The sequence below is a fragment of the Streptomyces plumbidurans genome, from assembly GCF_019857225.1.
Taxonomy (GTDB): Bacteria; Actinomycetota; Actinomycetes; order Streptomycetales; family Streptomycetaceae; genus Streptomyces; species Streptomyces plumbidurans.
The window spans coordinates 1-26,696 of record NZ_JAFJSY010000076.1 but is presented as its reverse complement, the minus strand read 5'-3'; the positions used below and the strand labels follow the sequence as shown (position 1 = coordinate 26,696).

Sequence of the window (26,696 nt, the reverse complement as noted above, 5' to 3'; positions counted from 1 at the left end):
GAGCGGCAGTGCCCCCGCCCACGTTTCCGTGGGCAGGAGCACCATGGGGCACCATGCGGCATCGGTGAACCGCTTGGTTACGGCAGCGCGTGCACGTGGCCGCCCACCGAGTTCGACCATGAACTCCCCGCCGAAGCGTCCCAGTTCGTCGACCACGTCATGGCGCCGCGGAGGTCGGGGTACGTCTTCGACGGTTTGAAGGAGCCGCAGCCGGTGCCCTTGGTGAGGCAGTCGAGGGCGTTGTTGACGACTGTGGGGGAGACGTAGCCGCTGCCCGCCGCGCTGGTGGAGGCCGGGAGGCCGAGGCCCACCTGAGAGGGGGAGAGGCCGCCTTCGAGCTGGATGCAGGCGAGGGCCGTGAGGAAGTCGACGGAGCCCTGGCTGTAGACCTTGCCGTCGCAGCCCAGCATCGAACCGCTGTTGTAGTACTGCATGTTGACGACGGTGAGGACGTCCTTCACGTTGAGCGCCGTCTGGAAGTAGGAGTTCGACGTCGACTGCATGTCGATCGTCTGCGGTGCCATCGTGAGGACGAAGGAGGAGCCCGCCTTCGCCGCCAGCGAGTGCAGCGCCTGCGACATGTAGGTGGCGTTGAGGCCGTTCTCCAGGTCGATGTCCACGCCGTCGAAGCCGTACGTCTGCATCAGCGAGTAGACCGAGTTGGCGAAGTTCGTGGCCGACGTGGAGTCGTTCACCGAGATCGTGCCGTTCTGGCCGCCCACGGACACGACGACCTTCTTGCCCGCGGCCTGCTTCGCCTTGATGTCCGCCTTGAACTGGTCGACGGTGTAGCCGCCGAGCCCCGCAGAGTCCAGGTTGAAGGTCACGGCGCCCGGCGTCGTCGTGGCGTCCGCGAAGGCCACCGCGATGATGTCGTACTGCGAGGAGACGTCGGAGAGCTTCTGGACGGTCGCGCCGTTGTTGAAGTTCTGCCAGTAGCCGGTCACCGCGTGCTTGGGCAGGGCGATGCCACCGTTGCCCCCACCGGAGGTGGTCGTCGCGGTCACCGCCGTCGACTTGGCCGACTCACCGGCCGAGTTGGTCGCCGTGACCTGGAAGGAGTACGAGGTGGAGGCCGCGAGGCCCGTCACGGTGGCCGACGTGCCGGTCACCGCCGTCACCTTCGTACCGTTGCGGTAGACGTTGTAGCCCGTGGCGCCCGACACGGCGTTCCACGACAGCGACGCCGAGGACGAGGTCGTGGACGAGACCGCCAGGCCGGCCGGGGTCGCCGGGACCGTCGGGTTCGGGTCGCTGCCGCCGCCTCCGTCCGGGCCGTACACCGAGACGTCGTCGGCGTAGTACGGCGCCTGGCCGTACCAGCCGTGGGTGTAGACGGTCACCGACGTGGTCGACGAGCCCGTGGTGAAGCTCGTCGTCAGCTGCTTCCAGCTCGACGAGTCGGGGGTCCACGTCGAGACGTCGGTCGTGCCGGTGCCGGTCACGCCGAGGTAGGTGTAGCCGCCCTGCACCCAAGCGCTCAGCGAGTACGTCGAGTTGGGCTTGACCGCGACGGACTGGGTGCACTGCGCGTTGTCCTGCCCGGCCGGTGTTCCCTTCAGCGCTGCCGCGCCGCTGTGCACCGGGGAGGAGACGGTCGTGCCGCTGTTGGCGCTGCACGTCCAGTTGCCGAGGCCGGACTCGAAACCGGAGTTCCTGGCGTTGTTGACGTCCGCTGCGGACGCCTGGCCCGCGCCCGCGAAGGTCAGGGCGAGGGCGGCGGTGGCCACTGAGGCCCAGAGCCGTGCCGATCTGGTGTGTGGGGACATGACAATAAGCTGGTCCAGACCAATTCAACTGTCAAGAGGTCCAGACCAACTTCAGTCAGACTTATGGCCAACGTCCCCCAGACTCACGGCCAACGTCCCCGCAGACGCATAGGCGACGCCTCCCAGACGCATAGCCAACGCCCCCCGGACTCACCCCTCCCACCACTTGTCCAGCAGCAGCCCCATCGAGCACCCCGCCAGCAGCACCCCCGTCGACATCCACAGCGCGAGGCTGGAGACGCTGACCAGGTCGGGCTGGAGCGAGAGGAGCAGCAACTGCCCCGCCGCCGGCACCGCGCACGCCGCCGCCACATGGTGCGCGGGTACGTGCCGCCACGGTTGCGGATGCACCCGCGCGGCGGCCCAGGTCGCGAGGACGACGCAGAACAGGTTCGGTATGTGGACGAAGACCAGGGCCGTAGCGAAGGAGTCGACCCCCTCGAGGCCCACCACCTTGTCGTAGACCGCGGTGACCTGGATGTACTCGGTGACCACGAGAACGAGCACGCCCACGGCCCAGGAACGTATGAGCGCCATCAGCCGCCTCCGAAAGCCTCGTAGCAGAGCAGGATCGTGAAGCCCAGCGCCGCCAGGCCGCAGCCCGCCGTCAGGACCAGGGGCTGAAGGACGGGGGACCAGGTGCCCCGGCCCGCGACCGTCGCCGTGCCCTGCGGATCGCGCGGGTCGTACGTGACCGTCACCGCCGTGCCCTCGTCGGTCGACCGGCTCGCCAGGTCCTCGAACTCGACCCGCGTGCCGTCGGCCGTGGAGAAGGCGAAGAAGTGACGGGTGGCGTCCGAGCGGTTGTACGGCTCGGTCTCCACGCGGACGCACTCGCCGGGCGCGCGCTCCCCGCGGCGCAGCACCCGCGCCACGGTCACAAGGCGCCTCGCGTACTTCCAGGCGATCGCTCCGAACAGGGCGATGAGCAGGGCGAGTACGACGTATCCACCGCCCGGTACGTGCACGGCTAGTGCACCTCCACCGACTTGATGATCCTGGCCAGGTCCGCGTCCGAGAGCTTGCCCTCGACCGCGTCGATCCGGACCGCGAAGGTCTGGTCGGAGGAGTCCAGGCCCGTAAGGATCACGCCCTTGACCGGCGTGCCCTTGGGCGGATCGCCGTTTTGGCCCGCCGACTTGAAGGAGAAGTCGATCCGCTTGGCCTCGTCCGTGCCGGCCAGCTTCACGTCCTTGTCGCCCTTGACGCTCGCGCCCATCTGGATCCCGGCCTCCGCGCCGATGGCCGCCTGCTCCGCCGAGTCCGCCTGGGTGAAGCCGAGTTGGACGGTGATGATCGAGACGGTTCGCCCGTTCTCCGTACGGTCGGCGGCCGCGGCGTTGTACTTGCTCCGGTCGGCGCCGCTCTGCTCCCGGTACCCGTCGGACCCCTTCGGGTACGACACATCGACGCCCTTCGTCCTCAGCGTCCCCCAGCCGTCCGGCACGGCGGCGGAGTCCGAGCCCCCGTCTCCGCACCCGGCGAGCAACGCGGTCAGCGCGGTCAGCAGGCCGGCGGCCAGGAGCGTACGGCGGGTCTTCATCAGCGGAAACTCCCCTCTCGTCCTCATCAGTTCGCACAGTAGCTGTAGGGAAGGTAGGAGCGGCTCGTGCCGCGGGGAGCGCCCAGGAACTGCGCGTCGTCGAGGGTCTCGGACTTCTTCTCGGTGCTGATCGACAGGCCCAGACTGAGGCCGAGGTTCAGCTCGAAGCCGTACTCGGCCGCGTTGACCTCGCCCGTGTACGTCATACGGCTCGACCGGCCCTTGTCGAACATCAGCTGCCCGAAGGGGTCGTCGGCGCCCGGTCGGCTGGTCGGGGCGTGGCCGTCGAACATGTACTGGAACGGCGTGGCGATCTGCTCGTTGTTGCCGTCCAGCCACTGCTCGCCGATCGCCCGGTCCTTGTCGCCCGCCGGACCGGGGTCGAAACTCACGGAGTTGGTGACGATCTCGATGCCGGTGGAGCTGTCCGTGCCCTTCTCGCCGACACTGCCGCCCCGCTTGTCCTTGCCGCTCTTGCCGTTGTCGCCGCCGACCTTGGCGCCGTCCTTCTGACGGCCGTCCTCGACCGTGCGGGTCATGTCGATACGGACCAGCTTGCCGGTCGTCTTGTCGTAGGTGACCGTGACGGTGCCGGTCTGGGTGCGGGAGGCCGAGTAGTCGCCGCTGAGGGGCCCTGCCTGGTAGCCCGTCGTCGTGCCGTACTCGATCGACGAGGAGTAGGTGTACGACTTGGTGTTCTTGTACGCGTTGTCCGTCCAGGTCACCTCGGGCGAGTACTTGAAGTTCCCGCCGAGCGTGGCGCTCAGCTTCTTCTCGTCCGCCAGGGAGAACTTGATGCCCGCGGACGCGGAGGCGTCCAGACCCACCTTGCCGTACGTGATCTGGCGGTTGCCGCCGAGGTGGTCCTTGACCCGCTTCTCCGTCTCCTCCTCGTCCTTGAGCGGACCCGTCCCGAAGAGATACGCGATGCTGTCGCCGAGGCTGGCGTCCGCGCCGCCGGGCATCTCGCGCCGCATCTGGTACATCTGCAGCTTCTCCACGTCGTCCCGGAACTGCTTGGCCTCGTCGGGGCTCTCGAACACCCAGGTGTCGCCGTTGGTGACCTTGATGCCGGCGCCGAGCTCCACCTTGTCGGTGCCGAACTTGCCCAGCTTCATGCCCGGTTTGAAGTCCTTCTTCGCGCCGACGGACGCGGCGTCGGTGAAGGTCAGATAGACCAGCTCGTCCTTGTCGTCGACCTTGCCGTCGTGGTTGACGTCCGTCTTCGCCTTCAGGTGCTGCTCCTGGAAGCCGTACTCGTTGCCGATCTCCCAGAACAGGATCTTGGCCTTGGAGCCGGCCTTGTCGGTGACCGAGGAGACCTGGCACAGGGCGGGCTCGAAGTCCGCGTCGGTGAGCGGCTTGTCCGGACTCTGGTTGCTGCTCCCGCAGTTGCCGCCGCCGGCCACCTTGCAGATCTCGGCGCTGAGCTTGCCGTAGATCGTCTGCCCGAGTCCGGTGGCCGAGATGCCGAGCACGATCGCGGCGCTGACCACGACCATCCCGAGGTACTCGGTGCCGGTCGCGCCGCTGTCGTCGTAGACGTGTCTGCGCCGGACGCCGCTGCCGTCGTAGGCGTGTCTGCGTCGCCTGCGCAGTCGTATGCCTCCCCCGCGAGACATGCGCACCCCTCCTCCGTGGCGGGCGGTGTGGTTGCTGCCGATGGCCGTGACGGTAGGCGCGGGGGATGCCGGGAGGCGTGGGCCCGAGGGCCCAACTCGGGGCCCCAATCGGAGGCCCAACCGGAGGCCCATCCGGAGGCCCATCCGGAGCCCATTCGGAGGCCCAGAGTCGGAAGGGGACCGGCGAGATGCTCAACCTGCCCCGTTTTGGCGTGTCTTGTGAAACGACAGTTGCCCACCAGCTACAGAAACGCTGTTCTCCGGTCACAGAGGCGTGGATACAGTGCTGAGGTAGTCACGCAGTGAAGTCATCTCGGTGCACCGGAGTAACACCGGTACACCGACGGCGTAACACGGGGAGCTGCGCGTGCCAACTGCCATTGCCGTGACCAGTGCCGACATGGCGCTGCCGCCGCAGGACGAGCGGACCCTGCCCGCCGTCGTTCTGCCGGACCTCGACGTACAGCCGCTGGAGCAGGCGCTCGCCGCGGTGCAGAGCCTTCTCGACCAGCACGGGCATCTGATCGTCGTGTGCTCCCACGCGGTCTCCCGCGGGGTGGAGCGGCGGCTGCACACCATCCGTTCGCTGCTGGAGAGCGACCGTATCGCCCTGTTCCGTCCGGACCTGCCCCCGCTCGGACTGGCCGTCCTGGCACGCCAGTTGAGGCAGCTGGGCTCCTGCGACCTCAGTCCCGGCGTGCTCGCCTCCGCCGGTCGTCTGCTCACGCACTACATCCACTGCGGTGCGCTGCTCGGATCCGTCGCCCGGCTCGACCGCGTTCCCGTGGGCCTGAAGTCGCACGCCAAGTCCTGGGTGCCGGGCAGCCAGTTCGGCGTACTGGCCCATCCGGAACCGCAGTTGGTGAAGATCGCACCCGAGGCCACCCTCGGCGGGCCGGAGTTCGGCACCTGGATGCTGGTGGCCAAGGGGCAGCTGCAGTCCGACTGGGTCACTGGAACCCTTGCGCAGTCTTGGAGCGTCCAGGGACTACGGGAGGCGCCGCTGCCGGCCGAGTCACAGGTCTGGTGGGGCACGGGCAAGCTGATCGAGTTCGCCGCCTATCTCCCCGACCTGTCCGTGCTGTACCAGCTGGTCACCTCGGTGCGGCAGGGCGTCTGCCACTGGTGCGGCATCGACGTCATCGGCGATCGCTGCGTGTTCTGTTCAGCTACACCACCGCTCCTCCAGAACCAAATCCCCGCCGGGTGAGTCCTGAACCACAGGGCGCACGACGGGACTTGCGTCCCCTCGGCCCGGTGCACCGCTCGCACCATCGAAGACCGTTCTGCCGAAGACCGTTCTGCCAAAGACCGTTCTGCCAAAGACCGTTCTATTCCGCTCGACCGATATCCCCAATGAGGTTGTACGGTTCATGAACTCCCGTCAGCGCCGCGGCGTGCTACTCCTGCTTCTGTCGGTCATCTGCGCCCTCGGCGCGTTCGCCGGCGTCCTGTCCGTCATCAGCGACGTGAAGTCCAAGGTGGGCCCGGAGGTCACGGCCTACCGGGTCAAGTCGAACGTGGCGCCCTACACCCAGTTGACCACGGGCCAGTTCGAGAAGATCAAGATGCCCAAGCGCTGGCTGTCCGACAACGCGATCACCAACCTGCGCGACATCCAGGGCAAGATCGCCGTCACCACTCTGCAGGCCGGCTCCCTGCTGCAGAGCGACATGATCGTGAACCAGCCGGCCCTGCAGCCCGGGCAGCAGGAGGTCGCCATCATGATCGACGCGGCGACCGGTGTCGCCGGCAAGATCACGCCGGGCTCCACGGTCAACGTGTACGCCACCTTCGCGGGCGAACGGGAGGGTGATCCCGCCCAGTCCAAGATCATCGTGACCAATGCGAAGGTCCTCGACGTCGGCAAGATCACCGCGCTGGATCCCAACGAGAACAACAAGAACCAGCAGCAGCCCACCGACGCCGTCCCGATCACCTTCGCCCTCTCCACCCTCGACGCCCAGCGCATCACCTACGCGGAGTCGTTCGCCCAGCGGGTCCGGCTCGCCCTGGTGGCGCCGGGCAGCGACACCACGGTTCCCGACAAGGACCGGACGTACCAGCTCGCGAAGGACAAGTGAGAGGCCCGCATGCCCACGAGGATCCTCCCGGCAGTCGGTGACGTGGACGCGGTCCGCTCCATCACGACACTGCTCAGCCAGCTCCCGGACGCCGAACCGGTGGCCCCGGTCGTCGACTCGACCCAGCTCATCGACACCCTCGCGCGGCTCGCCGCCGAATCGGTCGACGAACTGCCCGAGGTCGTGGTGGTGCACGAGCGGATCGGCCCGGTCCCGGCCCTGGAGCTGATCCGTGAAGTCGCCCTGCGTTTCCCCGCGGTGGGAGTCATCCTCGTCACCTCGGACGCGAGCCCCGGCCTCTTCCAGGCCGCCATGGACTACGGCGCGCGCGGACTGGTCGCACTTCCCCTCAGCTACGAGGAGTTGGCGAGCCGCGTCCAGGCCGTCGCCCAGTGGTCGGTCGGCGTACGGCGCCATCTGGGCTCCGGCGGCGACGTGTTCACCGGCGTCGGCGGCACCGTCGTCACGGTGTGCGGCGCCAAGGGCGGTGTCGGGGCGACGCTCGCCTCGATCCAACTGGCCCTCGCGGCACAGGCGTCGGGGCGCAGCGCCGCTTTGGTGGACATGGACCTCCAGGCCGGCGACGTGGCCTCGTACCTGGACGTGCAGTTCCGCCGCTCGGTGGTGGACCTGGCCGCGATCACCGACATCTCGCCGCGCGTCCTCGCCGACGCGGTCTTCCGGCACGACACGGGCGTGGCCCTGCTGCTCGCGCCGGGCGAGGGCGAACGCGGCGAGGAGGTCACCGACCGGGCCGCCCGGCAGATCGTCAGCGCACTGCGCTCGCGCTACGACGTCGTCGTCATCGACTGCGGGGCGCAGCTCAGCGGCGCGGGGGCCGCGGCGGTGGAGATGGCGGACGTGGCGCTGCTGATCACGACACCGGACGTGGTGGCCGTACGCGGCGCCAAGCGGATGGTGCGGATGTGGGACCGGCTGCAGATCCGCAAGGCGGAGGAGACCACCGTGGTCGTCAACCGGCACACCCGCGGTACGGAGATCCAGCCTCCGCTGATCCAGCGGATCACCGGGACGGCCGTCGCCGGGACCGTGATCCCCGCCAACTTCAAGGAGCTGCAAGGAGCCGTGGACGCGGGACGCATCCACGAACTGGACAGCAAGGGCGCGGTGAAGCAGGCGCTTTGGGGTCTGGCGGGGGAGCTGGGGCTGGTGAAGGTGCCCGAAGTCGCCCAGAAGGGCGGGCGGTTGCGGGGCGGGGACCGGGGTTCGGTGAGTTTCCGGCGGCGCAAGGAGTGAGGGGGGTGGGGGAGCGTATGCGCACGTCGTGGTTACGGCGGGACCGGGGGCAGGTCACCATCGAGTTCCTGGGCATGACGCCGACGATCATCGTCACGCTGGTGGTGCTGTGGCAGCTCGTACTCGTGGGGTACGCGTTCACGCTTGCGGGGAATGCTGCGGACGAGGCGGTCCGGGCGGGAACGGCGGCCCAGTACGACGGCGAAGGGAAGTGTCAACAGGCGGGCCTGGACAAGCTGTCGGGTGCGTGGAAGCAGGGGACGACGGCGCGGTGCGACGGGTTCGGCACCGGCTACATCACCTCGGACGTCAGCATCAAGGTCCCCGTCCTCTTCCCCGGCACGATCAGCTTCCCGTTCACCGTGAAGGGCCACGCGGGCGCCGTGGAGGAGGGGACGCACTGAGATGTCGTACGGGAGGAAGAACCGCGACCGGGGCCAAGGTCGCGACCGGGGCCAAGGTCGCGACCGGGGCCAAGTCGCCATCGAATACCTGGGGTTCCTGCCGATCCTGCTGCTCGTCGCCCTGGCCGCCGTACAGCTCGGCATCATCGCCTACGTCGCCCAGCAGGCGGGCACGGCCGCACGCGCGGGCGCGCGCAGCGCCTCGCTGCAGCAGGGGGCGGAGCAGGCGTGCCGGGACGCGGTCAGCAGCTGGGTCGACGTCAAGGGATGCCCGGCGTCGTCCGGCGGGGACGAGGTCACGGTCACCGCCACCGTCCACATCCCGTCACTCGTCCCCTTATGGAGTTTCGGAGACGCCCACAAGAGCGCCACCATGCCGCTCGACCACTGAGGCTGCGAGGACCACATGAGCCTGCGGGCACGCATCAACTCCCCCGAGGAGAACGGCAACCGGGGCGAGGACGGCCACATGGTCGCCTCGTACCGTGCCAAGCTCCTTGAGGAGATCGACCTCGCGGAGATGAGCGCCCTGGCCGCCGCCGAGCGGCGCGCCCGCCTGGAGCGGGTGCTCGGGCACATCATCAGCCGCGAGGGCCCGGTGCTCTCCACGGTCGAGCGCTCGCAGCTGATCCGGCGCGTGGTGGACGAGGCGCTGGGCCTCGGCATCCTCGAACCCCTCCTGGAGGACGCGTCGATCACCGAGATCATGGTGAACGGCCCGGACGCGATCTTCGTGGAGCGCGGCGGCAGGGTGGAGCAACTGCCCCTCCGATTCCCCTCCCACGACCAGCTGATGCAGACGATCGAACGCATCGTCTCGACCGTCAACCGCCGTGTGGACGAGTCGAATCCGATGGTCGACGCGCGCCTGCCGTCCGGCGAGCGCGTGAACGTGATCATCCCGCCGCTGTCCCTGACCGGCGCCACCCTCACCATCCGCCGCTTCCCGCGCTCCTTCACCCTCCAGGAGATGATCGGCTTCGGCTCGCTGGACGAGCACATGCTGTATCTGCTGGCGGGCCTGGTGCAGGCGAAGTTCAACGTCATCGTCTCCGGCGCCACCGGCACCGGAAAAACAACCCTGCTCAACGCGCTCTCGGGCCTGATCCCCGAATCCGAACGCATCATCACCATTGAGGACTCGGCCGAACTCCAGCTGCAACAGGCACATGTGATCCGCCTCGAATCCCGCCCCCCGAACGTCGAAGGGAAGGGCCAGGTCACCATCCGCGACCTGGTGCGCAACTCGCTCCGCATGCGCCCCGACCGCATCGTCGTCGGTGAGGTCCGCGGCGGCGAATCCCTCGACATGCTCCAGGCGATGTCGACGGGCCACGACGGCTCGCTGGCCACCGTGCACGCCAACAGCGCCGAGGACGCCCTGATGCGTCTGAAGACCCTGGCCTCCATGTCCGAGGTCGAGGTCCCCTTCGAGGCACTGCACGACCAGATCAACAGCGCCATCGACGTCATCATCCAGCTCACCCGCTTCGCCGACGGCGTCCGCCGCATCACCGAGATCGCGCTGCTGGACAGCCACGGCAGCGAGCCGTACCGACTGGCGACCGCGGTCCGTTTCAACGCCCAGCCGATGGCCTCCGACGGCCGTATCTACGGCGCCTTCGAATACTTCCCGCTCCCACGCCGCACCGCCGACCGCCTCTACATGGCGAGCCAGCCCGTCCCCCAGGCCTTCGGCGTGGCCCAGTCCGCAGACCAACTGGCGACAAGAGAAGCGAAATAGGACGGATCAGCAGATGGATCTGCAAACCCTCGTCACGCTCACCACCGGCATCACCCTGCTGACCTGCGTCCTGGGCGTCATGGGCCTGCACGCCTACGCCATGGGCAAGGCCCAACGCCAGGACCTCGTCGACCGCCTCTCGGCCACCGGCCACATCCCACTGGGCGGCAAACGCCGCCACTTCCGCAACCTGGACCGCCGGCTGCGCCGTACGAAGACGGGGAAGAAGCTGGAACTGCGGTTGGCGGCCACGGGGTTGGACATTACGCCGGGGGAGTTCTTTGTCTACATGATGGCTACGGTGGCGGGGTTGTGGTTGATCGGGCAGGCAACCCTGGCCCCGTTCTTCGGCCCGCTGGCCGGACTGCTCGGCATCTGGGTCGCGCTTCAATTCCTCAACTGGCAACGCCAGAAGCGCATCGAGAAGTTCATCAACCAACTCCCGGAACTGGCCCGCATCCTGGCGAACGCGACCCAGGCCGGCCTGGCGCTGCGGACAGCCGTCGCCATGGCGGCCGAGGAACTGGAGGCGCCGGCGGGTGAGGAACTGAGCAAGGTCGCCAACCAGTTGGCGGTCGGCGCATCGATGGACGACGCCCTCGGCGAACTCACGGAACGCCTCCCCTCACGCGAACTGGTCGTCCTCGTCACGACGCTGGTCCTCTCGAACCGGGCCGGTGGCCAGGTGGTGAGCGCCCTGCGCAACCTCACGGAGACGCTGGAGGAGCGCAAGGAGACCCGGCGCGAGGTCAGGACGCAGTTGTCGCAGGTGAACATGACGTCGTACGCCGTCCCCGTCCTGGGCGTGGGCTCGTTGTTCCTCATGAACGGAGTCAAGGACGGCGCCCTGGACCGGATGACCGGCTCCCCGCTCGGCCAGGGCGCGGTGATCATCGCCTTCTCGCTCTACGCGGTCGGCTTCATCCTCATCCGCCGTATGTCCCGTATCGACGTCTGAGACGTCCGAGAGCCTGGAGGGAGGACGACCATGGCACTTCTGCTGGCACTGGTGATGGGCCTCAGCGTCTGGGGCATCTTCGCCGGCATTCGCATGTACCGGGCCGACGCCCGGCTCCCCGGGGACCTCGCGCTGGCCCTGGAGGTCGGCTCCACCCGCACCGGCGCGGTCGACTCGCTCGTCGACCGCCTCGGCATGCGGTACGCGCCCGCGGTACTGCGCCTGATGGGCCCCAAGCTGGTCGCCAAGTACCGCCGCAAGATCGACCTCGCGGGCAATCCGGGCGGTCTGACGATCGACCGCTACGCGGCCCGCCGCGCGGTCTACGGCTTCCTGGGCGGCGTCGGCGGACTGGTGTTCCTGGTGAAGGGCAACTTCATCGTCGCCGTCATCCTGTTCGCGTTCGGCGCGTTCTGGACGGAGGTCGGCATCTGGGCGGCGATCCGTATCCGCAAGGACGTCATCGAACGCACCCTCCCCGACTTCCTGGACGTGCTCGCGGTCGTGGTGAGCGCGGGGCTGGGCTTCCGGCAGGCACTGGACCGGGTGGCATCGAAGTACGAGGGCCCCTGGGCGGACGAACTGCGCATCACCCTGCGGCAGATGGACCTCGGCATGAGCCGCCGCCAGGCCTTCGCGGAACTGCGCCGCCGCAACGACTCCGAACAGGTGGCGATGTTCGTGACGGCCCTGCAGCAGGGCGAGGAACTCGGAGCGCCGATCGTCGACACCCTCGTATCACTGGCGAAGGACATGCGCCGCACGGACGCGCAGAACGCCCGCCGCAAGGCCGCCCGAGCCGTCCCCAAGGCCACCATGATGATCACGACCTTCATGGTCCCGGCCACCATGATCCTCCTCGGCGCCGGACTGATCCTCGGCTCCGGCACCGACTTCGGCTCCATCACGGGCAAGTAGGGACGGGGTGACGACGGCCATGGCGACGACGACGGAACGAACGGGCCTGCTGAGGCGACGTCCGAAAGCCCCGGAGATCACGACCCCGCCCGCGGGCACGGTCCTCCCGCCCCACGTCCGCACGGGCGCCCCCGACATCCCCGTGACGTCGGTGACGCCGGCGCTGCCGCCGGGGTGGGAACCGGTGGGGGCACGGCTGCCGGGGGTGCCGACGCAACCGGATCCGAGGGGGAAGGCGGGGGCGCCGCCCGTGTCTCCGGCGCCGAGCGAAAGCGGTGCGGGGGGCGCGCGGGCGGGTGCGGGTACGGGTGTGGGAGCGGGCGCGGGTACGGATACGGGTGCTGACCCGAACCCGAAGCCGGTCGCAGGCCAGGTGCCCACGCACGCACCCGCACCGAATCCGGTACCGGAACCCGCCCCGGCACCGACACCGACACCGGCACCGACACCGGCGTCCGGTGGCGAGCCCGGCGCCGCCGCCATCCCCATCCAGGTCAACGCCCTGCAAGCCATGTGCCGCCAGGTCTTCGGCTTCCGCCTGGCCATGATCGCGCTCGCCGCCCCCGCCGCGCTCGTCAACGCCTCCCCGGGCTTCGCCACCCGCCTCGTGGGCGCAGCGGTCGTCGTCACCTTCATGGGGTCCTACGTCCTCTTCAGGGACTGGGAACGCTTCGGCCCGCTCCTCCTGCGCCACCCCACGCTCCTGGTGGTCGACACCCTCTTCGGTTCCCTGCTCCTCATCTCCGCAGGCCCGGACACCACCCTGGCCTACGTCAGCGTCTGCACCCCGCTGCTCGCCGGCATCGTCTACGGCTGGCGGGGCGCCGCGGCGTTCGCCTCGCTCCAGGCGCTGATCCTCTTCATGGTCTACGCGGCCTCGAAGGATCTGCACGGGGCTCCCGCGGAGACCCTGCTCCTGCCCGGCCTGTGCGTGATCGCGGGCGCGGTGGGTTCGGCCCTGCGCAACCTCATGCTGCGCTTCGGCGCCGCGACACAGGCGCTCACCACCGTGCAGGCACGCCTCGCGGTGACGGAGGCGGTCAGCGCCGAACGGTCGCGTCTGGCCCGGGAGATGCACGACTCGGTGGCCAAGACCCTGCACGGCGTGGCGCTCGCCGCCGACGGTCTGGCGGGTTCGGCCGGCGCTCCCCACATGGACGCCAAGCTCGTCAGACAACAGGCGGAACTGGTGGCGCGCTCGGCCCGCCGGGCGGCTGCCGAATCACGCGAACTCCTCGCCGACCTGCGCCGCGAATCGGATCCCGACCACGCGACGGACGTCCTGGTCGAACTGGCAGCCCGCACACGGGACTTCAGCACGCGCACCGGCCTCACAGCGTGCTACCGCCCCACCGGCGAGCACGCCGTCCCGCCCGTGCCGCCCGCCGTCGCCCGCCAGCTCCTCACCATCGCCTCGGAAGCAATGGAGAACGCACACCGTCACGCGGGCCCGACCCGGGTGGACGTGAGCGCCGGCGTCCACGGCGACCTCCTGCGCATCAGCGTGTACGACGACGGCCGCGGCCTGCCGTCGGGCACCACCCTCGAACAGCTGCGCCGCGCGGGCCACTTCGGCCTGGTCGGCATGGTCGAACGGGCTGCGTCCGTCGGCGCCCGCATCCGCATCGGCCGCGGCGGCCACCCCAAGGGCACGGAAGTCCGCCTGGAACTCCCGCTGGCGGCACTCACGACAGCGAGTGCGCCCGCATGAGTACGCCGTACACGCATCACTACGAGCCACAGGCGCCCCCGAGCGCCGCACGAGAGGAAAGGAGGCCACCCTCCATGCCGGACCCGACCGCTCCCCACTCCGGTGCCCCGCAGCCGCAGCCGCAGCCGCAGCCCACAAGCCCCTTCGAGGCATTCCCGCCGCCCGTACCGCTGAAGGTCGTGGTGGCGGACGACAACCCGGTGGTCCGCGCGGGCCTCACGGCCCTCCTCTCCGGCCGTTCCGACATCACGGTGGTGGCGGAGGCGGCGGACGGCCGCCAGGCCTACGAGGCCGCTCTCCAACACCGGCCCGACATGGTGCTCCTGGACGTCCGCATGCCCGGGGTCGACGGCATCTCGGCCCTCCCGTACCTCGTACGCATCGCCCCGGTCGTGATGCTCACGTACAGCAGGGAGTCGGAGATCGTCCAGGAGGCCCTGCGCCGAGGCGCCGGCGGCTACCTGGTGCACGGCGAGTTCACCGCCGACCAACTGGTCGCAGCGGTACGGGACATCAAGCAGGGCAGGGCCCACTTCACCCCGACAGCAGCGGGCGCACTCCTCGACCAACTCCGCCAGGGACAGCCACCCGTAGGCGGGCCACTCCCGGAGGGCCTGGGCCAGGCCGATGCGACTGCATACGGCAATGCCGCGTCGACGTCACCATATGTTTACACCGAAGTGCCAGCGCCACCAGGCAACTTCGGCCATTCGCCCGCCCCCGTCTCCGCTATTTCTGCAGAAAACCTTTCGCATATGCAACCGGATATGGCACAGTCGTCGTCAGGATGGACAAGCGGCCGTCCGGCCGCTCCCGACAGGTCGAGGTTCCAACTGAGCACCAGGGAGGCGGAGATCATGGACCACATCGCGTCCGGCATGAACAACCAGCAGATCGCCGCCACCTGCTTCATCAGCGAGAAGACCGTCAAGAACCACATCAACCGCATCTTCGCCAAACTCCACAGCACCAGCCGGTCGGAGGCAGCGGCCAAGTGGCTGGGTACGGCGCCGGGTTCGGGTTTAGGGGTGGGGTGAGCTGGGGTGACGGTGCGGGGGATCGTAGAGCTGGGCCCACAGGCTCAGGCCGTCGATGTGCAATCCCACAGCAACGACTGGGCCTCTCTTTGGGCCCGTGATTGGGCCCTGGGGCCCTCTGGTGGGCGGCGTGTTCCGCCGTACGTTTCTCGTGTCGAAAGCGGCACCGGCAAGGAGGAAGCCGGTTACGCGAACGACCCAGAGACGCAGAAGTCGGCCGGTGAGCGGCCGGCCGAACTCGGAGGGGAACACTATGAGCGACCTGATGCTGAAGACTGCCGTTGCGACCCAGGTGCGAGTGAACGGCTGGAAGAACACCACCGTCGAGGCGATTCGGCGCCGTGGGGGCGACAAGGGTCAGACGGCGGTCGAGTACCTGGGCATCATCGCGGTGGTCGTGGCGATCGTTCTGGCGATCACCGGCACCAGCCTCGGTCAGACGATTCTCGGCAAGATTCAGGCGCAGATCGCCAAGGTCGCTCCTTGATGCGACCTCGCCGATACGGCGATGCAGGGCAGGCCTTCCCCATCTACATCACGGTGGTGGGAGGCCTGCTCTTTCTTGCGTTCGCCTACTTCGCGGTCGGCCAGGCCGCGGTGAATCGGAACGGTGCTCAGACGGCCGCCGACGCGGCGGCGCTCGCGGCGGCCCAGCAAACCAGGGACGACCTCGCCGGCTTGTGGGTGAAGAACGTGCTCGACCCCACCAAGTGGCACGGCATCCTCACCGGTGATGAGGCAGTGCTCAACGGCTGCTGGCGCGGATACCAACTCGCGTCGCAGAACGATGCACAAATGGACGGACCGACACCCTGTCGGCCGAGGCTGTCGCCCTTGAGCTACACGGTCTACGTGAAGGCCGACAAATCTGTCGGGCATTCCATCGTCCCAGGCACGGAGAATCGACACGCGCATGCGCACGCCACTGCCGTGATCGAGCCGCTCTGCACGTTCACGCCCCCTGCACCGGATGCGGGTGACGGCGTACTTCCGCGGCTCTCCTGCAAGGGCAGGGGGACCTGGGATCTGGACCCGAAGCACCTCACCGATCTGCCTGGACCCGAAGACCTCTTCGACGTCCATCTGGCCGACTGACAGGCGAACGACGAGTGGAGAAGGAAGCGGAGTCATGAGCATTCGGTTCACTACGAAGGCCCGTAGGGGGATGGTCGCACTGACCGTTGCGGCCGGACTGGCCCTCGGGGTGGCCGGCTGTGGTGGGGGAGGTGACGACAACAAGCCCGACACGTCGGCGTCCTCCTCCAAGGAGGCGGGATCCAAGCCGAGTTCTCAGGAGGGACAGTCGGAGACACCTCTGGCCGAACTGAAGGGCACCGACGGTCTACTCCTCCAAGTCACCTCTGCTGAAAGGGATTCGGGAGGATTCGTCACCGTGAACGGGGTGGTGAAGAATGACGGCGCCAAGTCGGTCGTCATTCCGCCTCAGACAAGCGGTGACGAGACCGAGGTGATCGCGCACGGACCCTCGCTCGGTGGTGCCACACTTGTCGATTCCAAGGGCAAGAAGCGCTACTACGTGCTGCGCGACACAGAAGGGCGCCCGCTGACCACCACCGGCCTCGGAAATCTCGAGGCCGGCCAGACGCTCCCGGTCTTCATGCAGTTCCCGGCGCCACCGGCCGGCACGTCCGAGGTCGACTTGCAGGTTCCGACCTTCTCCAGCGGCTCGATCAAGATCTCCGGGTGAGGCCGTCCATGACCTGCTCCCGAACCCGCAAGGCGGCTCCGAGGCTTGCCCTGGTCCTCACGGCCGCCTCCGTCATGGTCGCCGCCAACCTCTACGGCGCGGTGACCGCCCACGCCGACGAAAGCCCCAGCGCCCCGCCGGGCACCGAGGCCTCGCCGTCCGCTCCCGTCAAGGTCGACCCCAACGACCCGGACCTGAAGCTTCCCGAGGGCGCGACCCTGGCCTCCCCGAAAGTCCTGGACATCAAGTCCGTAGTAGAAGACCAGAGCGGCGACGAACGCCGAGAAGACACCAACACCGACGTCACGTTCGCCCTCCAGGCAGAAGTCCTGTTCCCCAAGGACAGCGCCAAGCTCAGCGGTGCGGCCAAGTCCCGTATCGCCACGATCGCCGACGAGATCAAGAACCAGAAGGCGACGAAGGTCCGCGTCTTCGGCTTCACCGACAACCTGGGCTCCTCCGCCCACGGCGACGTCCTGTCCCGCCAGCGCGCCAACGCCGTACAGGACGTCCTGGACCAGCAGTTGAACGACCCGAACATCACCTTCGAGGTCCGCGGCTACGGCGAGCAGTACCCCATCGCCGACAACTCCACGGAGGCGGGGCGCAAGAAGAACCGGCGGGTGGAGGTCACGTTTCCGCGTACGGAAAGCTGACGACAGGGAGTATGCGACGGCCCGTCCCCGGCAACGCCGAGGGGCGGGCCGCTGACGTTAAGTGGGCTCGCTGCTAAGCACTCCTTCGGATGATGTCGAAACGCGCGGTGGCAAACATATGCCTGCTCCATGTGATCAATCGACGCTCATGATCGTGCTGTTGGTCACCTCGCGTGTGCTGGTCGGTCACGTGGCGTGAGGGGCGAACACTCCCAAAACATATGAAAGAGGCGATCGGTTCGTCTGATCTTGGTGAGACCTCAACTGGTGCCCTCCCCGGCCCCGCGGATAACTTTGGTTCGCTCGCGTTATCCCCCCACTTGAGGAGTCCTGAGTGAACCGCCATGCCCGGTTGGTGACAACCGTGCTCACTGTGTCCGTGGCACTGTTGCTGACAGCTTGTGGCTCGGGGGGAGACGACTCGTCCTCCGACAAGATCGCGGGCGCCGACACGGGCGCCACGCACTCGGTGTCGCCCTCGGCGTCCGCTTCGGCGGACGGCATCGACCGGCCGGAGATCAAGCTCCCCGACGACATGAAGATGGTCTTCGAGGGACGGCAGAGCGGCGATGCCACCAAAGACGCGGTTCTTTCGGACAACGCGCGGGCTGTCAGCACGGTGTGGCAGGCGATGGCCTACGGCGATCTGAAGAAGTCCGGTATGGGCTTCTACTACACCGGCACCGCTCTGACGGGTGTCTACGACTACGCCAAGGGCAACATCGCCAAGAACATCAGCTGGGCGGGAACTCTGCGTTACTACAACCGCCGGGTGACGGTCTTCGACAAGACGTCGGCTGCTCTGACGTACTGCGTGGACGAGAGCAAGGCGGACCTCAAGGACCGTAAGTCAGGTAAGCGGCAGGGCACGAAGACCTCGTCCGACAGCTACGTCTACTACAACGCAGGCGTGAAGAAGGACAAGACCGGCGTCTGGCAGACCTGGGACCTCTCCGAAGACCGGGGGTCGCAGAAGTGCCAGCCCTGACGCGGTGCGGGGCAGCGACGGCCCTCATCGCCACCGCGTGGGTTCTTGGGACGTACCCGGCCGCAGCCGGGGACTTCGGAGGCAGCGGCGCACAGACATCCAAGATGTCGGGAACCACCTCGGGACCTGCCCTCGAGTCCCGTGTCAGCTTCAGGGTGGATGGCGAGTCCATGTCGAAAGGCGGCGGCCCCATCAACTCCGCATCCGTCGACTGGGAACCGCCGGCCTGCTGGTACGAGCCGTACTGGAAGGCCAAGGACTTCAAGACCTACATGGAGGCCCAGTGGTCGATCTACCAGTCCGTCGGTGGAGCGCCCGAGGGCATCCAGGACGTCAAGTCCCGCTACGAGGAGGGCCACCCGTACAAGGACTTCAACGCGGACAAGAACGGCAAGGGGATGTGGTGGGTGGCCGTGAAGAATCCGGAGATGAAGGACGACCCCGCGGCCAAGGCCTGCACGCGTGATCCCTTCTGGGTGAACAACGGCGAGAACCCGGACGTACCTCAGGCCATTGACACCAAGACCCTTGCAGGCCTCGCGTACCAGCGGACCACGGTGCCCGCCACCAAGATCTCCACCGCGCCGAACCGCAAGTCGACGGTGAACGCGCCCACTTGGGTATGGCTGGACAAGGCCGCCTTCACGCCCGTGTCCGCGACAGGCAGTCTGCCTGGTACCGGCCTGTGGGCGACCACGACCGCCAAGCCGGTGAGCCTACATATCGATCCCGGCACGGACGACGCGGAAACCCTCCCAGGCTCGGGTGAGTGCGCGATCAACGACAACGGTTCGATCGGCGAGCCGTACGCGAGAGGCAAGGCCCGCCGGACGCCACCCTGCGGTGTGACCTACCTGAGGTCGTCGGGTGGCGGATCCTACGCTCTCAAGGCGACTCTGACCTGGCAAATCACCTGGAAGGGGACAGGCGGCACGGGCGGCGACCTGCCGAACGGCACCTTCGCCACGACCACCGAGGTGCCGGTGCAGGAGATCCAGGCAGTCAACCGCTGAAACAGGCGTTCGCGCGCACCCAGGGACCCACATGGCAGAACGGTTGAAAGTCGACGGCACTGAACTGGACAAGTTCTTCAGGGACTTGACCAAAGCCAGAAACTCGTTCGTCGCACTGCAAAAGGCACTGCGCGACTCGAGCATCGACGGTCTCGGCACGGACGATCTCGATGAGGCCTGTGACCAGTTCCAGGAGGACTGGCACTACGGCACCAAGGAGATCGCGGAGCAGATCGAGAAGCTCACCGACATCACGCAGCAGGTCAAGAACGACTTCCACGAGGTGGACGTGGCCTTGGAGAAGGCTCTGCGGAAGCCGAAGCGGAAGGGGGCGAAGGCTTGACGACTCCCGTTGGAGACGGCGGTGTTCTGTCCCCTGAGAAGTCGCGGCACAGCAACACCCTTGCGGACCTCAATCGCCCGCAGGGATTGAAGACAGATCCTGGTGTCAGTAACTCCGAATACCCGCATCTCGGCTTCAATCCGGCTCCGGGCAGCACAGAAGTGGTGCGAGCCCTCCACCGCAAACTGACCACTTGTGTCGATGAAATGCAGAAGGCTCACTCCAAGGTCACCAAGCTGCTCGACGGCAGCTACTGGGAGGGAGATGCGGCGGTCGCGTTTCGCCAGCAGCTGGAGGATGGGCCACTTCCGACCAACTTGCGTACGGGAGCCCGTTCGGTGGGGAAGGCCGCCAAACAATTGCGGCTATGGACGGGAGAGTTGGAGGATTTTCAGCGGCGCGCGAAGAAGCTGGACGGCGAGGCGAAGGATGCTCGCGAGGTCCTGGAAAGTGCTCGGGGGAACGCGGGGAGAGCGAAGCGGGCCCCGGCTCTGGACAAGGGTGAAGGACGAGCCTACGACGAGGCCAAGTCTCACCTGACCAAGGCGAACGCTGCCGTCACCACGGCACAGCACGATCTTGATGACGTGCTGCGCAGGGCCCGCTCGCTCGCCGAGGAGCACGAAGGCGCAGCCCGGCACAGGGCGAAGATGATCCGCGACTGCACAGGGAAACTCGCACCGGACGAGCCGGGGGCGTGGGACACGTTCGCGAACTGGGTGGACGACAATCTGGAGGACATCCTCAGTGGCTGTGCGGCAATTCTGGGGGTCGTCGCCCTGTTCGCCCTCGGGCCCATTGCAGGAGCTGTACTGCTCGTGGCCGCAGCGGCACTGAGTGGAGCCGCACTCTATCTGCGCTTGAGTGATCCTGCGGTCCGGGCGTCGTTGTGGGAGGGATTTTCCAAGGGAGAACTCGACCTCGACTTCTGGAGCAACGCGCTGGGCGTGACGGGTGACATCCTCGGAGTCGTCCCGGGTCTGGGAGCTGTTGTGAAGGGCGGCTTGAGGGCACCCGCAGCCATCCGCGCGGCTGCCGCAACCACAGAAGGAACGCTTTCGCTCGGGCAGCGAATCGCCGTGATCGGGACCTCGGTGAAGGAAGAGGCGACGGCCATTTCTGAGGCCACTGGCCTCCTCGAGAAGTTCAGGGTCTTCGGCGCGCAGACTGACAGCGTCCTTCCGAAGGTGGAGAAAGCCGCGACCTGGTTGGGTGCCGGCACGTCAGCCACCGGGCTGGTCGGAAGTGCCTACGACGCGTTCGACAGCGACGGAGTAAAGGCCGCCACCAGCGCTCTGGATGGGGCAAGAACCGCTGGAATCGACCTCACAGGGACATCCGGAGTCATCAGATACCTGGTTCAGGGAGCTGAGGCAGTGTCATGACCGCCACCCCTTTCATCACCGACGCGTCAGCGCAGCTGCCCGGCACCGATATCTGGTTCGCGTTGCCCGCCGGATTCTCACCGATTCCCATGGGAGAGCTCCAGTCATCCGGGATCGATGCCGGAACGCCCGACGGCGATGCTGTCCTCTCATCACTTCTTGCAACTGCCGGGGGCCCCACGGAACAGCAGCAACTTGAGGCGATGTGCGCGCCGGTCCGGCGGATGATGCTCGCGCTGGCGGCTACAGGGGTCATCCAGTGCTCGGTCGGACTTCACACGGACGACGAGGGCGACGGCAGGCTGCTGTTGTCACTGTTCACGCTCGCCTGGAGGAGGCTGCCCTGGTCGCCGCGTAGCATCATGGCCGCCCGTATCGCGGCAAGTGCTGAGAACGCCGTACACCTGGAGATGCTTGAACTTCCTTGTGGTCCGGGGTCATTGGTGGAGACACATGTGGCCGCTTCGGATGCGCGTTTGGGGGAGCGATTGCTGCAGGTCAGCGCGTATGTGCCGTACCCGGACGGTGAACGTCTCGCGATCCTGAACCTCGCGACGCCCGCGGTGGAGCACGCGGACCACTACCGCGCACTGCTTCGGGAGATCGCCTACCTCGTGAGTTTCGACAACCCGTTGTCGCCGGAATCCGACAAGGAATGACATGAGTGCCTCCCACCCACCCACAGCCTGGGACGACCCGGACAGCCGCAGTGCCTGGACGAAGCTCTTCACCTGGGCCGTCCTCGGCCAAGTCCTGTGGCCGTTGATCTGTGTTGGGACCCTGCTTCTCATCGTGGGACCGGAATGGCCGGTGTGGCTCTGCTTCGTTCCCTTGCTGTACTCGGCCTACCGAACGGTTCTCCAATATCGGTACTTCACCGAGGCGTTCCAGATCCGACGCATTCTCAGGGAGTATGCGTGGCAGGTGTTCGCAACCCCGGAGAGTGGCATCGGGGGTGTACCCGGGGCGAAGAGCGGCGACGTCTTGTTGAAGCTGCCCAATCCGGAACGCTCCGATGACCTGGTCGCCATGATCCTGCACGGCCATGTCCGCTCGCCATGGTGGCGGCGTCGGCTGGGCCCCGGGGTGAAGCCGCAGAGAAAAGCGCAGGTGGCCGAAATCTGGTTCGCCGGGGACGTTCGTTTCGCCGGTGTCCTCGCGGTCCCGGGACCGGGGCGCCTCTTTCTCCTGTACCAACGACCTGACAACGGTCCGCGTTTCCGTAGGGACGTCCACGAGGCCGCCGATGAGGCACTTCACCGTGCCCGCCGTGCGGGCGTCCGCATCTGAAGTCGACGTGTTTCCGTACCGCAGGTTCCCGTGAACGAACGAAGAAGGATCCATCGTGCAATCTCCCACCCATCCCACGGCCTGGGACCATCCACCGACGCGCAATGCCTGGATGCGGCACATGGCTATGAACGTGGTGGGGTTGATCGGTTGGCCAGGTGTCTGGGTCGCTCTGATCTGCGTCTCGACCTACACGCCGAACTGGGTCGTGTGGATCTTCATGCCGTACTTCATCTACGGCCTTTACCGCTTCTGCGGCCAGTTCACCCACTTCCCGCAGGCCTTCCGGATGCTTCGGGTGCTGCAGGAGTATCCGTGGCAGTTCCTCGAAGGGGTTCCCAGCGGACTCGGCAAGCACCCCAAAGCTCGGGACGACGGAATGTGGTTCGAGTTCTGGAATCCGGCTGATGCCGAGGAGAAGATCCCGTTGGTCTTCATCAGGCATCAACGGTCCTACTGGTGGTTGAAGCGCCTGGACGGTCCTCGTACCCGGCCCTCACGCCGCGCCCAGATCGAACCACTCTGGTTCGCCGGCGACCCGCGCTTCCTCGCGGTCGTCGCCGCGCCGGGACGTGGCGGCAAGGCGCCCAAGCGGCTTCATTTCCTGTACCAGCGTCCAGCAGTCGACATTCAGTGTGCGCCTGACAGCTGGGACGCAACACCGACCGATCTCGAGCACGCCCGCCGTGCTGGTGCGCGTGTGGACATGCCTTCGTCCACTGCCGCCGTGGATGAGGTGGCCGATCAGGGAGCGCAAAGGCTTCCCTGGGCCTCCCAACCAGCCCTCAAACACCCGCCCACCGACCGGGCAATTCGGCGTCGCGTCATCCGGCAGATGGTTCTTCTCTTTGCGGTGTGGCCCGCGCTCGTCCTCATTCCGCTACTGCTCGCGGCCGGCGGCGATGACCGGTTCATTCCCATCATGGTCAGGGTCATCGTCCTTGTGCCGATCGTGGTGCCCCTCCACATTTGGGCACTTGTGACGGCCCTGCGCATGCACCGCGTGTTGAGTACGCATTCCTGGCGGCTGGTGGAGTGCGAGGTCGTGAGGTCGGCCGCACACGGGTGGCGGCTCAAGGACAGGTCCGCGTCTGGGCGGGAGATCCGAGTGCCGGCGATCCTCCGGCTCCATGGCCACGGCACCGTGCTGACAGCGGTCCCCTTCAAGCGATACGTGAGCCCGCGGATCACCCACCTGTGGTGTGCGGGGCCTCCCGGGGTCGGTGCGGTGGTTTCCGAGCCTGGCGGCGCGCGGCCCTTCCGCCTTGCGAAGTACAAGGGGGCCATCGGCGCCGCCACGACCGCACCGGTCACTGGCGAACGAGCGCAGGTTTTAGAGCCGTAGCACGGCGGGCGCCGTGTGCCTCTTCTGGGTGATGGTGGCGGGTCGAGTTTCGAAGTAGTTTCAAAGTCATGGCTGGCGAGAACGAAGCTGTGAACTTTTCCGAGCTGGTCAACAAGAACAAGCAGACCCTTGCCCGGCTCAAGGAGTCGACGAGGCTGCTGCTGCACCGCAGGGATGGAGAGGACCTGGTCCTCACCACGGCGGTGCGGGCTGAACAGGACCAAACGGTGGCGTCGGCCGCCACGCGCATGATGGTTGCCATGGCCCGCCGGGAGCCAGGCAGCATGGAACTGATCCTGGACATCCTCCCGGACGCCTTCCCCTGGGTCCGCCTCCTGCCCGAGACAGACGTCCACGCCTTCGCCGTCGAACTCGTCGACACCATGCGAGCCGCGGACTCCATCGGCAACAGCGCCGCCGTGGCCCAGGTGCTGATCGCCTGGCAGCACACCGCTGAGGTTCACTCCGACCCTGAGCTGCTGGCAGCGTTGACGAGGGCGCAGGGCGAGAAGTGACATACACACCCGGCTTCGAGCAGCCCCCGTATACCAACTCGCCGGCAGCATGAGATGGAAATTCTCCACCAGGGCTCAAATCTTCTCCGTCAATTCCAAACACCGATTACCCGCATTAGGGCCTCAACCCGACTCCAGGGGGCATCGACACCGTCATCGAGCTGTACACGCGGCTACTGGAAGGGCGCTCCATACGCACAGCTGCGCAAGATTTGTGCTGGAGTTCACGAAGCGTGGCACTGGCAGTCAGGTGTGTCTCGCGGGGTCGTGCAGCATGGCCGACAGCTGTGCAGTCGATCACTCGGCACGGTGCAGGTGATCACATGGCGTACAGGACGTTCAATCCCAATTCAGTTCAAATCATGGCCAGGCGAACTGATCTTGACCTGGGCCCGGCTGGTGTCCGCATGTGCCCCACGGATAGCGTTGGTTCGCTTGAGTCACCCCCCACCTGAACGGGAGTCCCAAAGTGAACCGCCCCGCCCGGCTAGCGACGGCCGTGCTCACCGCTTTCGCGGCCCTGCTGCTGACCGCCTGCGGCTCGGGAGGAGGCGATGACACGTCCTCGGACAAGATCAAGGGAGCGGACACGAGTGGATCGAGTTCCCCCTCGCCTTCCGTGTCCGCCTCGGCTGAGAAGAATGCACCGGCCTTCGACTTTCCGTCGGACGTCAAGGTTGCTGTCGAGCGGGAGCCGACTGGTGACGCAACGAAGGACGCGATTCTGCGGGACTTGGCCTACTCGGCCCAGGCCAACCTCGAAGCCTTCTCCAAGGGAAGCGGCCAGACGGCCAACATGAACCGCTATTTCGCGGTGCCCGCCCTCACCTATTGGGGAAACCGCATCGCGAAGGTCAAGAAGGGCGGCCTCACGGTCACAGGTGATTACCGGTTCTACGACTTCAAGGTCACGGACGTCGCGAACGGCAAGACGGCGGCCGGCCGATACTGCGAGGACCAGCGCAAGGCGTACGGCAAGGAGATCAAGACGGGCAAGGTGCTGCGCACCAAACCGAGCGACAAGGACTTTATCCTCAACACGTTCCAGGTCGCAAAAGACGCTCGCGGCGACTGGCAGGTGGTGCAGCAGAGCTGGAAGAAGGCAGACGCGTCATGCGTGCAGGGGTGAGGAGAATGACTGCCCCTCGCGTCCTCCAAACGCTCGCCGCCACAAGTCTTTTCGTGGCGCTGGGGACCGGCTTCCCGGCGTTTGCAGGTGACCCCAAGTTCGACGGCGATGGGGGTACCACCCAGACCGAGCAGCCCAGTGCCCCCTCGGATGCCGGGTCAGGTAGCGGGGCGGGCGCGGACTCCGCCCACGGCACCATCGGCGCCCACATCGTCATCAACCAGAAGAAGACCGGCTCGGCCGGATCCAGCGCGACCGCCACGTCCTCGAACACCGACTGGAAACCTCCGGTCTGTTGGTACGAGCCGATGTACACGCCCAAGGAGTACGAGGACTTCATCAAGTCCGCGTACAAGGGAGCCGGGGAACCCGCGGCAAGCTACGCCAAGAAGCGCGCCGACGAGGACTATCACAAGGGCGACAAGGGCCTGTGGTGGCAGGTGAAGTTCCGGAACGACAACTTCACCGAGGCCTGCCCTGTCACTACGGACAACTGGGAGATCTGGGTCCCTCCGGCCCAGCCGAAGCCGGAACCTCATCAGCTCACCCCGGAGATCCTCTCCGAACTCGCCTACAACTCGACCAAGTTGCCGACCCCGCCCGTTGAGTTGAGCCCGCGCGCAGACCGGCTCATCGTCAATCTCGGCACACGGGTCAAGCTCAAGAGCGACTTCGACCGGGTCTGGACGACGGCCAGCATCAACTACAAGGGCGTCCAGATGGCGGCCACCACGGTCGCAACTCCCGTCGCGCTCAAGGTCGAAGCCGGCACGGCTGATGCCGACCCGCAGGCATGTTCGTACGACCTGGTCGAGTCCAAGGGCAGCTACGTGGTCGACAGCACAGACGCGGCCTGCAACATCACCTACCGCAGATCGTCCGGAACCGGCACCTACCCCTTCAAGGCGTCGATCACCTGGAAGGTGACCTGGACCAACTCGGCTGACCCTGACGGAGTCCCGCAGCAGCCGGCCCTTCCCGACGGGCTTTCCACGTACGAGCAGAACGTGACGGTGAAGGAAATCCAGGCCGTCAACCGCTGATCAGATGCGGGCGGTCCCAGCAGTACGAGGGCCGCCTACTGACGGTAGAAACCGAAAGCGACATGACCGATCTGCGTCTCGAAGACACGATCTCCCAGGACCTGAAGATGACCTTCTCTGCCACCGCTGTCGGCGAGGGCAAGCTCGGCCTCGACTTGGCCGAGTCCCTGAAGTCCCCGATAAAGAAGGGCAAGTGACGTGGCAGGGCAGCGGCCTGCGTTCCCGCACATAGGT

At 67.0% G+C, this 26,696-nt stretch carries 30 protein-coding genes; 25 read left to right on the top strand and 5 right to left on the bottom strand.

The features are described from left to right. Nucleotides 1–77: 77 nt before the first annotated feature. The 5 genes from JYK17_RS33070 to JYK17_RS33050 form a co-directional block, all read right to left on the bottom strand. Nucleotides 78–1,769, bottom strand: coding sequence for a chitinase (locus tag JYK17_RS33070; protein ID WP_222811813.1), 1,692 nt, complete (start codon nucleotides 1,767–1,769; stop codon nucleotides 78–80). A 150-nt stretch (nucleotides 1,770–1,919) separates the two neighbouring features. Next, on the bottom strand, nucleotides 1,920–2,306 hold the full coding sequence (locus JYK17_RS33065) for a hypothetical protein (RefSeq protein WP_222811812.1): 387 nt from the start codon (nucleotides 2,304–2,306) through the stop codon (nucleotides 1,920–1,922). Then, nucleotides 2,306–2,737, bottom strand: a complete 432-nt coding sequence (locus JYK17_RS33060; RefSeq protein WP_108013859.1) for a DUF3592 domain-containing protein — start codon at nucleotides 2,735–2,737, stop codon at nucleotides 2,306–2,308. The genes JYK17_RS33065 and JYK17_RS33060 overlap by 1 nt, the downstream gene beginning before the upstream one ends. Before the next feature lie 2 nt (nucleotides 2,738–2,739). Next, entirely contained in the window at nucleotides 2,740–3,312 is a 573-nt protein-coding gene (locus JYK17_RS33055) for a hypothetical protein (protein ID WP_222811811.1), read from the bottom strand. A 26-nt stretch (nucleotides 3,313–3,338) separates the two neighbouring features. Next, a complete protein-coding gene (locus tag JYK17_RS33050) occupies nucleotides 3,339–4,934 on the bottom strand; it encodes a hypothetical protein (RefSeq protein ID WP_108013861.1) in 1,596 nt (531 codons plus the stop codon). Between the two features lie 400 nt (nucleotides 4,935–5,334). Here JYK17_RS33050 and JYK17_RS33045 point away from each other — a divergent pair, with 400 nt between their 5' ends. The 25 genes from JYK17_RS33045 to JYK17_RS40840 all read left to right on the top strand — a co-directional run bounded on the left by JYK17_RS33045 (nucleotide 5,335) and on the right by JYK17_RS40840 (nucleotide 26,659). Beyond that, nucleotides 5,335–6,144 carry a hypothetical protein gene (locus JYK17_RS33045; RefSeq protein ID WP_108014068.1) on the top strand — a complete coding sequence of 270 codons (810 nt, stop codon included), beginning with the start codon at nucleotides 5,335–5,337 and terminating at the stop codon, nucleotides 6,142–6,144. A gap of 163 nt (nucleotides 6,145–6,307) precedes the next feature. Next, nucleotides 6,308–7,018, top strand: a complete 711-nt coding sequence (cpaB, locus tag JYK17_RS33040; protein ID WP_108013862.1) for a Flp pilus assembly protein CpaB — start codon at nucleotides 6,308–6,310, stop codon at nucleotides 7,016–7,018. Nucleotides 7,019–7,027: 9 nt separating this feature from the next. Next, entirely contained in the window at nucleotides 7,028–8,275 is a 1,248-nt protein-coding gene (locus JYK17_RS33035; RefSeq protein WP_222811810.1) for a CpaE/TadZ family protein, read from the top strand. A gap of 17 nt (nucleotides 8,276–8,292) precedes the next feature. Beyond that, the gene (locus tag JYK17_RS33030) at nucleotides 8,293–8,679 is read left to right on the top strand and encodes a septum formation initiator (RefSeq protein WP_108014069.1); all 387 of its coding nucleotides are present in this window, start codon (nucleotides 8,293–8,295) and stop codon (nucleotides 8,677–8,679) included. A gap of 1 nt (nucleotide 8,680) precedes the next feature. Next, nucleotides 8,681–9,070, top strand: coding sequence for a TadE/TadG family type IV pilus assembly protein (locus JYK17_RS33025; RefSeq protein WP_222811809.1), 390 nt, complete (start codon nucleotides 8,681–8,683; stop codon nucleotides 9,068–9,070). Between the two features lie 15 nt (nucleotides 9,071–9,085). Then, nucleotides 9,086–10,423 (top strand): TadA family conjugal transfer-associated ATPase, encoded by a 1,338-nt coding sequence (locus JYK17_RS33020; RefSeq protein WP_108013865.1) that lies wholly within the window; start codon nucleotides 9,086–9,088, stop codon nucleotides 10,421–10,423. Nucleotides 10,424–10,436: 13 nt separating this feature from the next. Continuing rightward, nucleotides 10,437–11,381, top strand: a complete 945-nt coding sequence (locus JYK17_RS33015; protein ID WP_108013866.1) for a type II secretion system F family protein — start codon at nucleotides 10,437–10,439, stop codon at nucleotides 11,379–11,381. Nucleotides 11,382–11,411: 30 nt separating this feature from the next. Further along, on the top strand, nucleotides 11,412–12,299 hold the full coding sequence (locus JYK17_RS33010) for a DUF5936 domain-containing protein (protein ID WP_108013867.1): 888 nt from the start codon (nucleotides 11,412–11,414) through the stop codon (nucleotides 12,297–12,299). Nucleotides 12,300–12,318: 19 nt separating this feature from the next. Continuing rightward, on the top strand, nucleotides 12,319–14,010 hold the full coding sequence (locus tag JYK17_RS33005; protein WP_308011724.1) for a sensor histidine kinase: 1,692 nt from the start codon (nucleotides 12,319–12,321) through the stop codon (nucleotides 14,008–14,010). A 74-nt stretch (nucleotides 14,011–14,084) separates the two neighbouring features. After that, nucleotides 14,085–15,047 carry a response regulator transcription factor gene (locus tag JYK17_RS33000; RefSeq protein ID WP_222811808.1) on the top strand — a complete coding sequence of 321 codons (963 nt, stop codon included), beginning with the start codon at nucleotides 14,085–14,087 and terminating at the stop codon, nucleotides 15,045–15,047. A 253-nt stretch (nucleotides 15,048–15,300) separates the two neighbouring features. Continuing rightward, nucleotides 15,301–15,534, top strand: coding sequence for a hypothetical protein (locus JYK17_RS32995; protein WP_108013869.1), 234 nt, complete (start codon nucleotides 15,301–15,303; stop codon nucleotides 15,532–15,534). Then, nucleotides 15,534–16,142 (top strand): pilus assembly protein TadG-related protein, encoded by a 609-nt coding sequence (locus tag JYK17_RS32990; protein WP_108013870.1) that lies wholly within the window; start codon nucleotides 15,534–15,536, stop codon nucleotides 16,140–16,142. Before JYK17_RS32995 ends, JYK17_RS32990 begins: the two co-directional genes overlap by 1 nt. Before the next feature lie 34 nt (nucleotides 16,143–16,176). Next, the gene (locus tag JYK17_RS32985) at nucleotides 16,177–16,755 is read left to right on the top strand and encodes a hypothetical protein (RefSeq protein WP_108013871.1); all 579 of its coding nucleotides are present in this window, start codon (nucleotides 16,177–16,179) and stop codon (nucleotides 16,753–16,755) included. A gap of 8 nt (nucleotides 16,756–16,763) precedes the next feature. Beyond that, the gene (locus JYK17_RS32980) at nucleotides 16,764–17,411 is read left to right on the top strand and encodes an OmpA family protein (RefSeq protein ID WP_222811807.1); all 648 of its coding nucleotides are present in this window, start codon (nucleotides 16,764–16,766) and stop codon (nucleotides 17,409–17,411) included. Nucleotides 17,412–17,790: 379 nt separating this feature from the next. Beyond that, nucleotides 17,791–18,399: a hypothetical protein gene (locus JYK17_RS32975; RefSeq protein ID WP_308011723.1), complete on the top strand. Its 609-nt coding sequence runs from the start codon at nucleotides 17,791–17,793 to the stop codon at nucleotides 18,397–18,399. Between the two features lie 170 nt (nucleotides 18,400–18,569). Beyond that, nucleotides 18,570–19,412, top strand: coding sequence for a hypothetical protein (locus JYK17_RS32970; RefSeq protein ID WP_234548114.1), 843 nt, complete (start codon nucleotides 18,570–18,572; stop codon nucleotides 19,410–19,412). Between the two features lie 31 nt (nucleotides 19,413–19,443). Continuing rightward, on the top strand, nucleotides 19,444–19,755 hold the full coding sequence (locus JYK17_RS32965) for a DUF6317 family protein (protein ID WP_222811804.1): 312 nt from the start codon (nucleotides 19,444–19,446) through the stop codon (nucleotides 19,753–19,755). Beyond that, nucleotides 19,752–21,140, top strand: coding sequence for a hypothetical protein (locus JYK17_RS32960; protein WP_234548115.1), 1,389 nt, complete (start codon nucleotides 19,752–19,754; stop codon nucleotides 21,138–21,140). Before JYK17_RS32965 ends, JYK17_RS32960 begins: the two co-directional genes overlap by 4 nt. Then, nucleotides 21,137–21,799 carry a hypothetical protein gene (locus JYK17_RS32955; RefSeq protein ID WP_222811803.1) on the top strand — a complete coding sequence of 221 codons (663 nt, stop codon included), beginning with the start codon at nucleotides 21,137–21,139 and terminating at the stop codon, nucleotides 21,797–21,799. Before JYK17_RS32960 ends, JYK17_RS32955 begins: the two co-directional genes overlap by 4 nt. A 1-nt stretch (nucleotide 21,800) precedes the next feature. Continuing rightward, nucleotides 21,801–22,430: a hypothetical protein gene (locus JYK17_RS32950; RefSeq protein ID WP_222811802.1), complete on the top strand. Its 630-nt coding sequence runs from the start codon at nucleotides 21,801–21,803 to the stop codon at nucleotides 22,428–22,430. Nucleotides 22,431–22,485: 55 nt separating this feature from the next. Further along, entirely contained in the window at nucleotides 22,486–23,775 is a 1,290-nt protein-coding gene (locus JYK17_RS32945; RefSeq protein WP_222811801.1) for a hypothetical protein, read from the top strand. Nucleotides 23,776–23,843: 68 nt separating this feature from the next. Next, nucleotides 23,844–24,290 (top strand): hypothetical protein, encoded by a 447-nt coding sequence (locus JYK17_RS32940; RefSeq protein WP_222811800.1) that lies wholly within the window; start codon nucleotides 23,844–23,846, stop codon nucleotides 24,288–24,290. Between the two features lie 469 nt (nucleotides 24,291–24,759). Then, a complete protein-coding gene (locus tag JYK17_RS32935; protein ID WP_222811799.1) occupies nucleotides 24,760–25,419 on the top strand; it encodes a hypothetical protein in 660 nt (219 codons plus the stop codon). A 5-nt stretch (nucleotides 25,420–25,424) separates the two neighbouring features. After that, nucleotides 25,425–26,462 carry a hypothetical protein gene (locus JYK17_RS32930; protein ID WP_222811798.1) on the top strand — a complete coding sequence of 346 codons (1,038 nt, stop codon included), beginning with the start codon at nucleotides 25,425–25,427 and terminating at the stop codon, nucleotides 26,460–26,462. A 62-nt stretch (nucleotides 26,463–26,524) separates the two neighbouring features. Then, the gene (locus JYK17_RS40840; protein WP_261996412.1) at nucleotides 26,525–26,659 is read left to right on the top strand and encodes a hypothetical protein; all 135 of its coding nucleotides are present in this window, start codon (nucleotides 26,525–26,527) and stop codon (nucleotides 26,657–26,659) included. Nucleotides 26,660–26,696 lie beyond the last annotated feature (37 nt).